Source organism: Bacillus sp. z60-11, assembly GCF_046464135.1.
GTDB lineage: Bacteria > Bacillota > Bacilli > Bacillales > Bacillaceae > Bacillus > Bacillus sonorensis_A.
This window is the reverse complement of record NZ_JBIYSN010000003.1, coordinates 26,590-41,417: the sequence shown is the minus strand read 5'-3', so window position 1 is coordinate 41,417 and position 14,828 is coordinate 26,590. Positions and strand designations below refer to the sequence as shown.

Genomic DNA, 14,828 nt, shown 5'->3' with positions numbered 1-14,828 from the left:
CATGAATATCATTGAAGCTAAAGATTATCAGGATATGAGTCAAAAAGCCGCCCGATTCATCATCGACAAAGTGAATCGCTTCTCTGCACCCGTGCTTGGCCTTGCGACAGGAGGAACGCCTCTTGGGACGTATCAAACCTTGAGGGAAAATTTCGTGCGAAATGGAACGTCCTATAAGCATGTATACACTGTGAACCTGGATGAGTATGTCGGGATTTCACCTGATGATGAGAACAGCTATACGCGCTATATGAAAAACCAGCTGTTCGACCATATCGACGTTCCCCTAAGCCATACCTATTTGCCTGATGGCATGGCGGAAGATTTGGCCGTCGAATGCAGACGCTATGAGCAGTTGATCGAGCGGCTGGGAGGTGTTGACCTGCAATTGCTCGGCCTCGGCTTAAACGGTCACATCGGCTTTAATGAACCGGGGACACCGTTTTCGTCTCAAACACATGTCGTCACACTGACAGAATCAACGCGAAAAGCCAATGCCCGCTATTTCGATGATCTTTCGTCCGTCCCGTCCCAGGCTGTGACTATGGGTATTTCGACAATCATGAAAAGCAAACAGATTCTGCTGCTCGTTTCAGGGGCGAAAAAAGCCGGCATTCTGGCCAAACTGCTCAGTGAAGAACCGAGTGAAGACATCCCCGCTTCCATATTAAAAAAACACCAGGATGTCGTCATCATCGCTGACAGTGATGCGCTATCGATTGTGAAAGAAAGGGGTATGATCGATTGATAAAAAAAGATTCCCACATCCCCATCTACTACCAGATTGAAACTGAAATCAAAAAGATGGTCGAAACAAAAGACTTAAAGCTCGGGGACTTGATTCCTTCGGAAAGGGAGTTTGCCGAGAAATATGAAGTAAGCAGAATGACCGTCCGGCAAGCGGTCAACAACCTTGTCAACGAAGGCATCCTCGTACGGAAGCGGGGGAAAGGAACATTCATTGCCAAGCCGAAGATTGAGCAGCCTCTCAAAGGGTTGACAAGTTTTTCTGAAGACATGAAATCAAGAGGCATGACACCCGGCACGAACATGCTCGGATTCGGCATTATCGCTTGTGATCAGCGAACGGCGCACAAATTGGAGATCGCGGAAGGCTCACCCGTCTACGAAGTGAAACGGATCCGCCTTGCCGACGAAATTCCCATGGCATACGAAATCTCATATTTGCCGGCCGATTTGATAAAAGGTCTGACAGAGGATATTATGAGCGCCTCACTGTACGACTATGTTGAAAACACGCTGTCTCTCACCATCGACCGCGCGGCACAGACATTGGAGCCGTCTATCGCGACCCAGGCAGAAAGCGAACCGCTCGACATTGATGTGGGCGCGCCCGTTCTTTTGATTGAGCGATGCAGCTATTTGGAAGACGGCAGACCGTTTGAAATGGTGAAATCCGTCTACAGAGGCGACCGCTACAAATTCGTCATCGATATGAAGAGGAAAGAAACATGAAGAAGACAGAGGAAACCAATGAAAAAAGCAGAGCGCTCGATGAGATGAGCGCGTTGGAAATCGTCACTTTGATGAATGAAGAAGACCGTTCGCTTCCGGGCGCCATCAAGCCTCACCTCCCCCAAATTGCCGATGCCGCCGACGAAATTGTCAGCTGCCTGCAGAACGGCGGAAGGGTGTTTACAGCCGGAGCCGGTACAAGCGGCAGAATAGCTGTCCTTGACGCCGCGGAATTGCCGCCGACATTCTCCATCGATGAAAATCAGTGGGTCGGCCTTATCGCGGGGGGACATGAAGCAATGTGGAAGCCGCTTGAAGAAAATGAAGATGACCCGGAAAAGGTCGTCGCCGAATTGCAGGCGCATTCGTTTTCAAAAGACGATCTGTTCATCGGCGTGACGGCCAGCGGTTCAACTCCCTATGTCCTTGGCGCCTTATCCTATGCCAAAGAGATGGGGGCCGTCTCGGTATCGATCAGCTGCAATACAGGGACAGAAGCAGGCAAAAACAGCGCAATCGCGATTGAGGTGCAAACGGGACCTGAAATCATCCGCGGCTCAACCCGCCTCAAAGCCGGAACCGCGCAAAAAATGATTCTGAATATGCTGTCAACCGCTGCAATGGTGCGGCTCGGGCACGTTTATCAAAACGAGATGGTCAATATGAAATTGCTCAATCAAAAGCTGTCCAACCGGGCCATCAGCATATTAATGAATACAACCGGCGTCTCGCGGGAGGAAGCTTTGCAGGCTTTAAAAGAAAGCAGCTTCGACATTAAGGCTGCGATCTTTATCGTGCTGACAAACGGATCTTCGGAAGATGCCGGACGCTGTTTAGCCCATGTAAACGGCCATTTAAAAAAAGCAATTCACTATTATCGAAAGGGGTTTTAACAATGTTGGGATTTCTTCAAAACATCGGCCGCGCCCTGATGCTGCCGATCGCCGTTCTTCCTGCCGCGGGACTGCTCCTTGCCTTAGGAAGGGAAGACCTGTTTAACATTCCATTCATTGCCGCTTCAGGTCAGTCGATTCTCGATCAATTGCCGATCATCTTTGCGATAGGTGTCGCCATCGGCCTGTCAAAGGACGGACACGGCGCCGCCGCCCTATCCGGAGCCATCGGCTATTTTGTGCTGACAGGCGGCCTTGCAGCCATTAATGAAGACCTCAATATGGGGGTTCTCGGCGGGATCATCTCAGGCGTCGTCGCCGCCGTCATGTATAACCGCTTTAAAGATGCAAAACTGCCGGACTGGCTTGGATTTTTTGGCGGAAAACGCTGCGTTCCGATCATGACGGCCTTTTCTTCCATCATCCTCGCGGGCATTTTCGGGTTTGTCTGGATATACGCACAGCAAGCAATCGACGCCGTCGGCACCTGGATCATTCATGCTGGGGCATTAGGAGTCGGAATATTCGGTCTTTTGAACAGGCTGTTGCTTCCGCTCGGTCTCCATCATATTTTAAACAACATGGTTTGGATGGTCTTTGGCGAATTCGCCGGCAAAACGGGTGATATGAACCGCTTCTTTGCCGGAGATCCGAATGCGGGCGCATTTATGACCGGTTTCTTCCCGATCATGATGTTCGGTCTGCCAGCGGCGTGTCTTGCGATGATCGCCGCCGCTAAAAAACACCGCCGTAAAGCAACGGCCGGTTTATTAATCGGACTCGCGTTTACATCGTTTTTAACAGGGATAACAGAGCCAATTGAGTTTACATTCATGTTCCTGTCACCGCTCCTTTTCGGTATTCACGCCATTTTAACGGCTAGCGCGATGACCGTGACCAACATGCTCGGCATCCATCACGGCTTTACCTTTTCAGCGGGAACGATCGATTATCTCTTAAACTATGGAATCGCCACAAAACCGCTATTGCTGCTTCCGGTCGGACTGGTGTACGGTATCATCTATTTCATCATCTTTTACTTCTTAATTACAAAGCTGAATTTGAAAACACCGGGACGAGAAGATGAAACCGAGCAGGAGGCCGCGCCGGTGAGCGTGGAAACGGGGTCTTCCAAATACGAATCGCTTGCGGTCCAATACCTTGAAGCGCTGGGCGGAAAAGAAAACATCGACACATTGAACAATTGCGTCACCCGGCTGCGCCTTAAGATCCGCGACGCATCCAAATTGGATGAACAAACATTGAAAGCGCTGGGCGCCAAAGGCATCGTGAAGCTCAACCAGCACGAGCTCCAGGTCATCGTCGGCACAGATGTCGAGTTTTTGGCAAATGAAATGAGAAAACATACGGAATAAAAGAGAATCCCCTTCACTAGAAGGGGATTCTTTTTTACGATTGCTCTTTCACATGAACTTTCAGTGTCGCTTGAACTTCCGGATGCAGCTTCACCGGAACATTTGTATATCCTAACGAACGAATCGCATCGTTCAATTCAATTTTACGTTTGTCTATTTTTAATTGATGGGCCTTTTGGAGCGCATCGGCAATTTGTTTGCTTGTGACAGAACCGAAGAGACGGCCGCCTTCCCCGGATTTTGCGGAAAGCTCCACCGTAATGGTTTCAAGCTTTTTCTTCAGCTCCTGCGCTTGCTTTAATTCTTCAGCCGCTTCTTTTTTCTCTTTTTTCTTCTGTCCTTCAAGCGCGCTGATATTAGAAGATGTCGCCTCAACAGCAAGCCCTTTTTTGATCAGAAAATTATGAGCGTAACCATCCGCTACATTTTTCACTTCGCCTTTTTTCCCTTTGCCTTTAACATCCTGTAAGAAAATTACCTTCATTTTTGAATGCCTCCTTCAAAATACTCGTCTATCGCTTCCTTGAGGCGGCTGAGCGTCTCCTCAACAGAGATATCCGTCAGCTGTGTGGCGGCGTTTGTTAAATGCCCTCCGCCTTCAAGAGCCTCCATGATGATTTGAACATTCACTTCGCCAAGCGATCTGGCGCTGATGCATACCGTGCTGTCATCCCTTCTCGCTACAGCGAAGGAAGCTTCCACATCACTCATGGAAAGAAGGGAATCCGCGGCTTGCGCAATGATGACCTGGTCAAAATATTCGTCCGCCTCACCGTTCGGCAGAGACGCGATGGCGATGCCGTTTTTATAAAAAGACGTGTGCTGAATGAGCCTCGCCCTTTTAATAAAATGATCAGCTGTTTCTTTTAAAAACTTTTGCACCAATACGGTGTCAGCCCCCTTCGCACGGAGGTATGACGCCGCATCGAATGTACGGGAACCGGTGCGCAGCGAGAAGCTTTTCGTATCCACAATAATTCCCGCCAGCAGCGCGGTCGCTTCGATCATATTGATTTTCAGGCGCTTCGGCTGGTATTCAAGAAGCTCTGTCACAAGTTCTGCCGTAGATGAAGCATACGGCTCCATATAAACAAGCAGCGGGTCTTTAATAAACTCTTCCCCTCTTCTATGATGATCGATCACGACGACATTTTCAATTTTATTGACCAGCCTTTCTTCGATGACAAATGAAGGCCTATGTGTGTCAACAACGACAAGAAGCGTGTCATCGTTAGCGATCTCCAGCGCCTCTTCCGGCGTTATAAAGCGTGACCAGAGGTCTTCGTATTTTTTGATTTCCTCAATCAAACGCTGGACGCTGGCGCCTATCTGACCGGGGTCGATGACGACAAATCCGTCTTTTCCATTGGCCTGTGCGACTTTTAAAATCCCGATGGCTGAACCGATCGAATCCATATCGGGAAACTGGTGCCCCATGATGATCACATTGCTGCTTTCAGAGACGATTTCCTTGAGAGCGTGTGAAATGACTCTGGCCCTGACGCGCGTGCGTTTTTCCATCGGATTTGTTTTCCCGCCATAAAACTTCACTTTTCCGTTTGGCTGTTTGATCGCCACCTGGTCCCCTCCGCGTCCGAGCGCCAAGTCAAGGCTTGATTGCGCTAAATCGCCAAGCTCCTTCAAAGATGCAACAGATGCACCAATCCCGATGCTCAGTGTCAGTGAAATTGTATGAACGGACGTTTTTTCGCGGACTTCATCCAGAATCGAAAACTTCGATGCTTCCAGCTCGCTTAAAATATGCTCATTCAAAACACCGATAAACCGCTCGGAAGATACCCTTTTCAGGAAGATCCCGTACTGCTTAGCCCATTGATTCAGAAGGGATGTCACTTCACTGTTCATCGTGCTTCTCGTCTGATCATCAAGCCCTTGTGTCACATCATCATAATTGTCTAAAAATATGTAGGCGAGAACCGTTCTTTCATTCTCATATTGCTTTTCAATCTGTATTTGCTCTGTGACATCAAAGAAATACAGCAGCTTTTCTTCTCTTTTGATGACAACGTTGAATTTACGGTCATTCAGCGTAATCGTTTCTGTATCCACTTCCTGCTTAATCAAAGGAACGACAGACTCGCAGGTATCGTAAAGAGAACGCCCGACAAGCGTGCTTTCATTAAAACAAGACGCCATAAACGGATTGGCCCATTCGATGTAGTATTGATCATTAAAGAGCATGATCCCGATCGGCATTTCCAGAAGCGCCTCTTCTCCGACTTTTTTCAGCCGGTAAGACAAAGTGGATATATAGTCGTCCAGCTCTTTTCTGATTTGAGAGTCGGCGCGTTTTAAAAAGTATAAAATGACGCCAAGAATCAAGATGCCGGCCGCTCCTGCCATCCAATTAAAATAAAGGTTGATGAGGACAGAAATGATTGTGACGATAATTAATGAATAAATGGGATATCGAAATAACGGTTTTTCATAAAAATTTGGCACTCAAATCAACTCCTCACCATGGAGAGAACATTTACTTTTTTTTAATTTTCTCTCTCAAGTTAAAACCTATGTCCATTATACCTAAGATGCGTACAAGGTACACCAAGGGTGAAAACAGCGCAATAATCAAAAAAATAACCGGCAGAACCGTTGGCATCTTCTTCGCGTGGCAAAAATAAAACACAAATGAAAAGCCTTGGATGGCCATGATGAATCCCAGGAGCATACTCGCATTTAATAAAATGGAATAGAACACGCTTCCCTCTTCAGCAGGAGCGAGCGAAAGAAGAATCGTCAGCAAGTAGACCCAGATGATGCTTTGCGGAAGCCTCAGCTCCCTAAACGGTTTTAAAGACGGCATCTTCACTGCGGTACGCCGAAGGATCGGTTTTGCAATCAGATGATTCAAAAAAGCGGCAATGCCGGAAAACATCACAATCATCGTCGGATATAAATAGCGCATCTGCTGCAACTGTTCCTTCATTTGCTCCATCTGTTTTACCGTCTCTTTATCATTTCCAAACTGTTTTAAACTCGATTCAAACATGTTGAATGTTTCATTATATGTTTGATTAGCCGTTTCTATTAAGTTTAACCCGAAAAATTGAATGCTGACGAAAAGCAGCAGAACCATTGAAACCATGTATGTAACAGCTGCTGAAGTAATCGCATATCCGGGCTCTTTTTTCCTATAGTGAAAGCCCATCATAATTCCGGCAGCACTGACCGGAAATGCCAGAATCAGGCCGCTCAAAGAACCGGCCACCATAGAAACCGGCAAACTGACAAGGCCCATGAAAAGGCCGGGCTTCACCCCATGCCTGATCGTCAGCATCATCACAGGCAACGGCAATGCAAATAAGAGAAACGTTCCGATTAACGGAATATAGAGGCTGATCATCATCAAAACGGCAAAAAGACTGAGCAGTATAGCGCCTTCTACCAAAGCTCTTGTTTGTTTCACTTGTCCACCTCGTATTTTTTGTTTTCATGAATCAAAAAGAGCAGCATAAACGACTGCTCTTTTTTACGTCGCATTTCCGTTTTCAATCAAACGAAGCATGAGCAGGTACTCGACCTTCTCTCACTGTTTCTTTATTTTAACATAAGGGCAAATCTCAAGTAAAACGATCCCAAGACACAGATGTCTGCTGTCATACCCACTGTTGTTCCATGTGAAACATCCAATATATTGGGACCTCGTTGCCGCTTCACGAACCATTTTCCCGCTTTGGGCATATGTTACCTTTGAAAAAACGCGGAGGAGAATCGATATGAATACAAAAACATTGGCTTGGCATGAAACAATGGAATTGCATGAATTGATTGCAGCCCAGTCGGTTGGCTTGGTAAAGCTGAAGAAAAGCCTTAAAAAGATCAGTGATCCCCAATTAAAACAGCTATACAGCACATCTGCAAAAGCGCTGGAACAGAATTTAAGAGAACTGCTTCCCTTTTTGCCCAAGACACCGGCTTTTCAGCGGGAAGAAGAACGGGCGGACGTCTATTTTGAAGCAGGAGATTTATTAGTCTTAGCGAAAACGACCGTTCGGAACTATGCGATTGCCATTACGGAAACGGCAACCCCTGAGCTGCGCAGAGTGCTGGTGAAACAAATCAACGCGGCCATCAAACTGCATGAACAAGTATTTAATTATATGTACCATAAAGGATTGTACCCATCCTACAACCTTGTGGAGCTCTTGAAAGGCGATGCCATGCACGCGCAAAAAGCGATCTCGATGCGTTAAAAAGCCGGCAAGGATTGATCCCTGCCGACTTTCTCATCATGTTCTGCTATTTCACGATTAAAACGGGGCATTTCACCCTTTTGGCGACTTTATGGCTGACACTTCCGAGTACCATTTCTTGCAACGTGTTCAGCCCCCTGCTTCCTACAATCACGATATCAATATCATGATCGTTTGCATATGCGACAATTGTCGGGCCCGGATCTCCGTGTTTCATCGTCATTTTATACGGAACGGCTGAATGCTTCAATTTTCTTTCGACTGCCAAGATCCTGCTGCGCCTCTCGCGTTCCAGTTTTGCGCGATTTTCACTATGCAGCACTTCGCTTTTCGCTTTATCATAGTCCAATACATAAATGACCTCGACCATCGCCTGATCTGTGAGAGAAGCAAGACGAATCGCTTCATCTGCCGCCCTTTCTGAATGAATCGATCCATCCGCAGCCAACAAAATGTTTTTGTACACCCTTCATCACCCGTTTTCTTAGTGATTTGATACTGAACGATGAGGCTGATCATAAGTTGCCAATTTTTTGACGAGCTGAAAGCTTGATTCATTCAAGCCGAACAACTCAACATCAATTCCCTGATCCTTAAACTTCAAAGCGACTTTATCGATCGCCGCCACAGCAGAATCATCCCAAATATGGGCTTCTGAAAAATCCAGGACAACCTTTTTCGTATTTGCATCCACATTGAAGGAATTGATGAAATCCTGTACAGACGCAAAGAAGACTTGCCCTTTGATCGTATACTTCATTTCGTTTCCTGTCGATGTTTGCTCAATTTTCACTTTGGAAATTTTCGCGACAAAGAAGATTGCGCTTAAAATGACTCCGGCAAATACACCTTTGGACAAATCATGTGTAGCCACAACCGTAATGACGGTCACCAGCATCACGACCGAATCTGTAAGCGGCACCTTCCTTAACATGTTAAATGAGGACCAGTCAAATGTGCCGATCGATACCATAATCATCACGCCGGCCAAAGCGGCCATCGGAATTTGCACAACCCAGTCACCGAGCACCATGATGAGAAACATGAGGAAGACTCCGGCCACCAACGTGGACAAGCGACCTCTTCCGCCTGACTTGACATTGATCACCGATTGGCCGATCATCGCACAACCCGCCATGCCCCCGAAAAACCCGGCGACGATATTAGCGATTCCCTGTCCGCGGCTTTCCCTGTTTTTATCACTTTCCGTATCTGTCATATCATCGACAATCGAAGATGTCAATAATGACTCAAGCAGACCGACGATGGAAAGCGCAAAGGCTGTCGGAAAAATGATCGACAATGTCTCAAAATTGAAAGGAATATCAGGAATCATAAAAGCAGGTAATGATTGCTTTATTTCTCCCAAATCCCCGACAGTGCGCAGATCGAAATGGCCGAAAATCGCAAATGCCGTCATCGCAATAATGGCAACAAGTGCGGACGGAACGGCTTTTGTAAAACGGGGGAGAATATAAATAATCAACAATGTTATACCGACCACAACATACGTCATATACGAAACTCCAACAAAATGAGGAACCTGGGCCATAAAAATTAAAATGGCCAGCGCATTTACGAAACCTACCATAACCGACCGCGGAATAAATTTCATAAAGCGTGCGATTTTCAGTACCCCAAATATCAATTGGATCATTCCGGTCAAAATTGTCGCTGCAAATAAATACTCAATCCCGTGATCCTTCACCAATGTACCCATTAAGAGAGCCATCGCTCCTGTTGCCGCTGATATCATCGCCGGACGGCCTCCTGCAAACGAAATCACAACGGCAATACAAAATGACGCGTACAACCCAACCATCGGGTCGACACCCGCAATGATGGAAAACGCAATGGCTTCGGGAATGAGAGCTAGCGCTACGACGATACCCGAAAGGATATCCCCCCGCACATTTGAAAACCATTCACTATTTAATTGTTTAACACTCAAAGAATCAACACCTCGTTTGGATATATTTGCTTCTAACTCTCATAGAAGCCGTCTGTTTTTAACATGTTTCACTTTAGCAAACATGTATACAAATGTCTATAAGGTTTTTTTGCCACATCTGTTGGCGTGAGGGTCATCATCTTAAAAGAGAATGGAATTTCAAAAAGAGCCCATTCTAAGTGGAAGAGGAGGTTTCATCATGACGCAAGAGCTCGAAAAACGCCCGGGACATACGAGATGGTATATTTCATCCTTATTAAGCAGCATGATTATTTTAAATTACTTTGACCGTGTCACCATTTCAGTTGCGGCTCCTGCGATACAGGATTCCTTTCAATTGACGGCAACACAATTAGGCGTTGTCTTTTCAATTTATACGTATTCCTACACGCTGATGCAGATTCCGGTGGGCAGTCTTTTGGACAAGTACGGCGTTGCCTGGGTGACACGAATCGGAATGGCGGTTTGGAGCGTTTTAACGATCTTTTTAGCTTTTTTGCAGGGAAAACTGCTTTTATATATCGTTCGCTTTTTAATCGGTTTAACAAGTGCATCAGCTTTTCCAGCCGCTTCGAAAGCCACGGCCTTATGGTTTCCAGCAAATGAACGGGGGCTTGCCAACTCGCTGTTTGATTCGGCTGCGAAATTCGCAAACGTGATCGGCGCTCCTCTCATTGCATTTTTAGTTACCACGTTTGACTGGCGGGCTGCTTTTCTGACGATCGGGATCATCAATGTGCTATTTACGGTTTTTTTCTGGGTGTATTATGAACAGCCTGAACGGCATAAGCGGATATCAAAAGAAGAGCTTCATTATATTCAAAAACACAATGCCGTTTCCAGTGAAGAGATATCAGAACGGACAATAACCGCTCTGAAAACGATGCTGACAAATCGAAAAGCGTGGGGGCTGATGATCGGATTTACGGGCTATGGCTATACATTTAACCTGCTGCTTACATGGCTTCCGACGTTCTTTAAAGAAACCTATGGGATGGACATCATGTCTTCAGGGCTGTTTACGGCCGTTCCCTGGCTGATTTCGACGCTTTCCGGGATCATCGTCGGCGGATGGCTCGTCGATTTCTTCATGAAAAAGGGCTATTCAAATACAAAAGTATATCAAACGATTATCATCATCGGAATGAGTCTCGGCTTTGCTTTTTTAGGCGCCGTTTTCACAGACCATATCATCATCGCAGTCATCTGTATTTCCGTCGGTTTGGCCGGAATTTCCGCAACGGCGCCCGTCGGCTGGTCCATCTCGGCGGACATTGCACCGGCGGGCTCAATCTCGCTCCTCAGCTCCATGGTCAATTTGGCGAATAACCTGTTCGGCGGCATCATCGCGGTATCGTTGACAGGTTATTTGGTGGATGTCACCGGCTCGTTTACGCTCAGCTTTTTAGCGGCGGGCTTTGTTTTATTGCTGGGGCTGATATTTTATCTCGTTGTCCTTGGCGACATTGAGCGGATTCAGATTAGGATACATGAATAAAAGAGCCGTTATGACGGCTCTCCTTGTTTGATAGGCTTTCGGGCAAGCAAGGCGCAAATAAAACCCGCCCCGGGCAAAATCATCAGCATCACTAAAACGGGCGTATAGCTTTGGAAGATGTCAAATCCCACACCGAACGGCAGCGGGCCAAACGCGGACCCGACGACAGTTACAGCCATCGCGATCCCTTTGATGCTGCCGATATAACGGCGCCCAAAATAGTTCGGCCAAATGATATTGAGCGTAATTCTCTCAAGGCCGCTGGCCACTCCCCAGACAACACCGAAAAGAATAGCGGCTCCTATGCTGTTTGTCCCCAAAAGGAGAAGCAGCAATATCAATTCCAATATAAAAATAAACGCAAGCAGCAAATTGGTTTTTATTTTTTCTAATAAAAAACCTGAAACCATTGTAATCGGAAATCCGATCAATGCCATTAAACTGAGAACGTTGGCGGCAACCTGCGGTGAAAGGCTGTTTTCCCCTAAAATCGACAGCAAGTGAAAAGTGATCCCCGTATTGACTAACGCTGGGATGCTGACACATATCAGGACATACCAAAATGAACCGGTTTTCATTGCTTCTTTTAATGTCCAGTCCTCTTCGGCAATCGGCGCATGCAACCGCATGGCGATATCCTTTTCATCTTCGCCGTCTTTCGTACCGCCATCCGGCAGCAGCCCAATATCCTCTGGCCGGTTTCTGACGATCAAAAATGCGACTGGAGCAAAGAAAAACACCAGCAAAAAGCCCCAGACCTGCCATGTAAACTGCCAATTCCATTTCTCGATCATCCAGGCATTCAGCACAGGGAATAAAGCCGTGCTCGCAAAACTGCCGACAGCCATAAAGCTCATCGCCCGGCCTCTTTTTCGAATAAACCATTGTGGAACAAGCGTGTTGGGCAGGAGTGTCATGCTTCCCTGTCCGAATAGACGGATCAGAAAGAACCCGACGGCCACCATCCATATATTCACCGCAAAGCTGTTAAAAAAACAAGCCGCGCCAAGAGCCAAACCGACAATCACCATCATGTTGCGCTGACCCAGTTTATCTATAAACCGGCCGACAAACATCATCAGGATGCCCGCACATAAAGTGGCGGCTGAATATATGCCCGACACTTCAGACCGGGACCAGCCAAAATGGTGTATGTATTCGTCAATAAAAATAGAATTGGAATAAGTTTGACCGGGACCGGAAAAAAACACGCCCAAAGCGGAAATCAATACGATCATCCAACCATAATAAAAAGGTGCCTTTTGTATGTTAGCTTCCACGAAAAATTCCCCCCTTGTTCCTTCATATAGAAAACGAAAAACCGACTTTCCCCAGCTTTACGGGAAAATCGGCTTTCTTTCTATAGGCCTCTACTTAATGATCATCACAGGACAATTCACACGTTTTGCCACTTTGTGGCTGACGCTTCCCAGCACCATTTCCTGGAGTTTATTCAACCCTCTGCTTCCAACAATCACAATATCAAATGTGTGATCATTAGCGTAGGAAACAATGGTTGGGCCTGGTTCACCGTGCTTCATTGTGACTTGATAAGAGATATCTGCTGTTTTAAATTTTTCTTCTATATGTTTCAGTTTATTTCTTCTGGCATGTTCTAATTCTTCCAAACTTGTACTATGCAAAACTTCACTTTTTGATTTTGAATAATCGAGTACATAAATGAGCTCAACTTCCGCTCCTGATGAAAGCTTAGCAAGTTTTATAGCATGATCTGCCGATCTTTCTGAGTGAGCCGATCCGTCGACGGCCAGCAGGATTTTTCTGTACATCAGATACTTCCTCCCTTTTAGTGGCTTGACGCTTTTGCATTCGGCTGGTCATAGGTCGCCAGCCTTTTCACAAGCTGATGGCTCGACTCATTTAAGCCTGCCAGCTTTACATCCACATTTTGATCTTTGAATTTCAAAACGACTTTGTCAATTGCAGCCACAGCAGAATCATCCCAAATATGTGCGTCTGCAAAATTCAGCACGACTTTTTCTCCCGCGTTATGGAAAGAAAATGATTGAATAAAGTCCTGGACTGAAGCAAAGAATATCTGTCCTTTTATATCATAAACGGTTTCCCTGTCTGAAGGAGTCTTTGAAGCTTCCACCCGGACTTTCGATATTTTTGCGACAAAGAAAATGGCGCTTAGGATAATCCCCGCAAACACTCCCTTTGATAAGTCATGGGTGGCTACCACCGTCACAACTGTGACAATCATGACAATCGAATCTGTCAGTGGCGCTTTTCTCAACGTTCTTAGGGATGACCAATCAAATGTACCGATCGATACCATAATCATGACGCCGACCAGGGCTGCCATCGGTATTTGCACGACCCAATCGCCGAGCACCATAATCAAAAACATGAGAAAGACTCCGGCTACAAACGTGGACAAGCGGCCTCTTCCGCCTGATTTCACATTGATCACAGATTGGCCGATCATCGCACAACCCGCCATGCCTCCGAAAAATCCGGCCACAATATTGGCGATTCCTTGTCCGCGGCTTTCCCTGTTTTTGTCGCTTTCCGTATCTGTCATATCATCGACAATGGAGGCCGTTAAGAGAGACTCCAACAGGCCGACAATCGACAAGGCCAAAGCGGTCGGGAAAATAATCGAGAGCGTTTCAAGGTTAAACGGAATATCCGGAATCATAAATGCAGGCAAAGAGCTTGAAATCTGCCCCAAATCTCCGACAGTCCGAAGATCAAAATGGCCGAATATCGCGAGAACGGTCATCACCACAATCGCGACAAGCGGAGCAGGTACGGCTTTTGTAAAGCGAGGCAGCAAATAAATAATCACAAGCGTAATTCCTACAATGACATAAGTCATATTGGAAATTCCAACAAAATGAGGCACTTGGGCCATAAAGATTAAAATGGCCAGCGCATTTACGAAACCTACCATGACCGACCGTGGAATAAATTTCATAAAGCGCGCGATTTTCAGGGCCCCAAATATGAATTGGAGAATTCCAGTCAAAATCGTCGCCGCAAATAAATACTGGATGCCGTGATCTTTCACCAAAGTCACCATTAAAAGAGCCATCGCCCCGGTTGCAGCTGAAATCATCGCTGGACGGCCGCCCATAAATGATATGACAACAGCAATACAAAATGACGCATACAGGCCGACCATCGGATCTACACCGGCTATGACCGAGAAAGCAATCGCCTCGGGTATAAGCGCGAGAGCAACAACTATTCCGGCTAAAACGTCCCCTTTCACATTGGAAAACCATTCATTATTTAGTTTTGTTAACAACAATTGAAAAACACCTCTTAATTTTTATTTTTTTGAATGACTTCTAACTCTCATAGAAGTCGGGGCCGTTTACAACATATTTAAATTTAACAGATCACCAACTAAATGTCTATGATTTTTAGTACCAAAAAAGATCGTTTTTG

General features: G+C 46.3%; 14 protein-coding genes. 6 read left to right on the top strand and 8 right to left on the bottom strand.

What is annotated here, in order from left to right; translation table 11 throughout:
- Window position 1: 1 nt before the first annotated feature.
- From nagB to nagE, 4 genes are read left to right on the top strand one after another with little or no spacing between them, the layout of a single operon-like run.
- A complete protein-coding gene (nagB, locus tag ACINLD_RS10135; RefSeq protein ID WP_077735884.1) occupies window positions 2–748 on the top strand; it encodes a glucosamine-6-phosphate deaminase in 747 nt (248 codons plus the stop codon).
- Entirely contained in the window at window positions 745–1,476 is a 732-nt protein-coding gene (locus ACINLD_RS10130) for a GntR family transcriptional regulator (protein WP_077735883.1), read from the top strand. The genes nagB and ACINLD_RS10130 overlap by 4 nt, the downstream gene beginning before the upstream one ends.
- On the top strand, window positions 1,473–2,369 hold the full coding sequence (murQ, locus tag ACINLD_RS10125; RefSeq protein WP_077735882.1) for an N-acetylmuramic acid 6-phosphate etherase: 897 nt from the start codon (window positions 1,473–1,475) through the stop codon (window positions 2,367–2,369). Before ACINLD_RS10130 ends, murQ begins: the two co-directional genes overlap by 4 nt.
- A gap of 2 nt (window positions 2,370–2,371) precedes the next feature.
- Window positions 2,372–3,745 (top strand): N-acetylglucosamine-specific PTS transporter subunit IIBC, encoded by a 1,374-nt coding sequence (nagE, locus tag ACINLD_RS10120; protein ID WP_026589462.1) that lies wholly within the window; start codon window positions 2,372–2,374, stop codon window positions 3,743–3,745.
- A gap of 34 nt (window positions 3,746–3,779) precedes the next feature.
- Here nagE and rplI read toward each other — a convergent pair whose 3' ends face one another.
- The 3 genes from rplI to ACINLD_RS10105 are packed head-to-tail and all read right to left on the bottom strand — an operon-like array spanning window position 3,780 to window position 7,172.
- Window positions 3,780–4,229, bottom strand: a complete 450-nt coding sequence (rplI, locus tag ACINLD_RS10115; protein ID WP_026589463.1) for a 50S ribosomal protein L9 — start codon at window positions 4,227–4,229, stop codon at window positions 3,780–3,782.
- Window positions 4,226–6,208 (bottom strand): DHH family phosphoesterase, encoded by a 1,983-nt coding sequence (locus ACINLD_RS10110; protein WP_077735881.1) that lies wholly within the window; start codon window positions 6,206–6,208, stop codon window positions 4,226–4,228. Before ACINLD_RS10110 ends, rplI begins: the two co-directional genes overlap by 4 nt.
- A 31-nt stretch (window positions 6,209–6,239) precedes the next feature.
- On the bottom strand, window positions 6,240–7,172 hold the full coding sequence (locus ACINLD_RS10105) for a YybS family protein (RefSeq protein ID WP_077735880.1): 933 nt from the start codon (window positions 7,170–7,172) through the stop codon (window positions 6,240–6,242).
- Window positions 7,173–7,482: 310 nt separating this feature from the next.
- On the opposite strand from ACINLD_RS10105, the gene ACINLD_RS10100 reads away from it, so the two are divergent.
- Window positions 7,483–7,959 carry a spore coat protein gene (locus ACINLD_RS10100; RefSeq protein WP_035428589.1) on the top strand — a complete coding sequence of 159 codons (477 nt, stop codon included), beginning with the start codon at window positions 7,483–7,485 and terminating at the stop codon, window positions 7,957–7,959.
- Window positions 7,960–8,005: 46 nt separating this feature from the next.
- Here the strand turns inward: ACINLD_RS10100 and ACINLD_RS10095 are convergent, their stop codons facing one another.
- Together ACINLD_RS10095 and ACINLD_RS10090 are read right to left on the bottom strand one after the other, a co-directional pair.
- Window positions 8,006–8,425, bottom strand: coding sequence for a universal stress protein (locus tag ACINLD_RS10095; protein ID WP_077735879.1), 420 nt, complete (start codon window positions 8,423–8,425; stop codon window positions 8,006–8,008).
- An 18-nt stretch (window positions 8,426–8,443) separates the two neighbouring features.
- Window positions 8,444–9,910: a SulP family inorganic anion transporter gene (locus tag ACINLD_RS10090; RefSeq protein WP_026589468.1), complete on the bottom strand. Its 1,467-nt coding sequence runs from the start codon at window positions 9,908–9,910 to the stop codon at window positions 8,444–8,446.
- Window positions 9,911–10,061: 151 nt separating this feature from the next.
- On the opposite strand from ACINLD_RS10090, the gene ACINLD_RS10085 reads away from it, so the two are divergent.
- Window positions 10,062–11,408, top strand: a complete 1,347-nt coding sequence (locus tag ACINLD_RS10085) for an MFS transporter (protein WP_179115675.1) — start codon at window positions 10,062–10,064, stop codon at window positions 11,406–11,408.
- 8 nt (window positions 11,409–11,416) lie between these two features.
- Here ACINLD_RS10085 and ACINLD_RS10080 read toward each other — a convergent pair whose 3' ends face one another.
- The 3 genes from ACINLD_RS10080 to ACINLD_RS10070 all read right to left on the bottom strand — a co-directional run bounded on the left by ACINLD_RS10080 (window position 11,417) and on the right by ACINLD_RS10070 (window position 14,685).
- A complete protein-coding gene (locus ACINLD_RS10080; RefSeq protein WP_410206983.1) occupies window positions 11,417–12,688 on the bottom strand; it encodes an MFS transporter in 1,272 nt (423 codons plus the stop codon).
- Window positions 12,689–12,778: 90 nt separating this feature from the next.
- A complete protein-coding gene (locus ACINLD_RS10075; protein ID WP_026589471.1) occupies window positions 12,779–13,198 on the bottom strand; it encodes a universal stress protein in 420 nt (139 codons plus the stop codon).
- 17 nt (window positions 13,199–13,215) lie between these two features.
- Window positions 13,216–14,685, bottom strand: coding sequence for a SulP family inorganic anion transporter (locus tag ACINLD_RS10070; protein ID WP_410206982.1), 1,470 nt, complete (start codon window positions 14,683–14,685; stop codon window positions 13,216–13,218).
- Window positions 14,686–14,828: the final 143 nt, after the last annotated feature.

Excerpts from the sequence above, each read along its gene's own strand:
- ACINLD_RS10075 (WP_026589471.1), bottom strand. The coding sequence starts at position 13,198 with ATGTACAGAAAAATCCTGCTGGCCGTCGACGGATCGGCTCACTCAGAA.
- ACINLD_RS10100 (WP_035428589.1), top strand. The coding sequence starts at position 7,483 with ATGAATACAAAAACATTGGCTTGGCATGAAACAATGGAATTGCATGAA.
- nagE (WP_026589462.1), top strand. The coding sequence starts at position 2,372 with ATGTTGGGATTTCTTCAAAACATCGGCCGCGCCCTGATGCTGCCGATC.
- murQ (WP_077735882.1), top strand. The coding sequence starts at position 1,473 with ATGAAGAAGACAGAGGAAACCAATGAAAAAAGCAGAGCGCTCGATGAG.
- rplI (WP_026589463.1), bottom strand. The coding sequence starts at position 4,229 with ATGAAGGTAATTTTCTTACAGGATGTTAAAGGCAAAGGGAAAAAAGGC.
- nagB (WP_077735884.1), top strand. The coding sequence starts at position 2 with ATGAATATCATTGAAGCTAAAGATTATCAGGATATGAGTCAAAAAGCC.
- ACINLD_RS10085 (WP_179115675.1), top strand. The coding sequence starts at position 10,062 with ATGGAATTTCAAAAAGAGCCCATTCTAAGTGGAAGAGGAGGTTTCATC.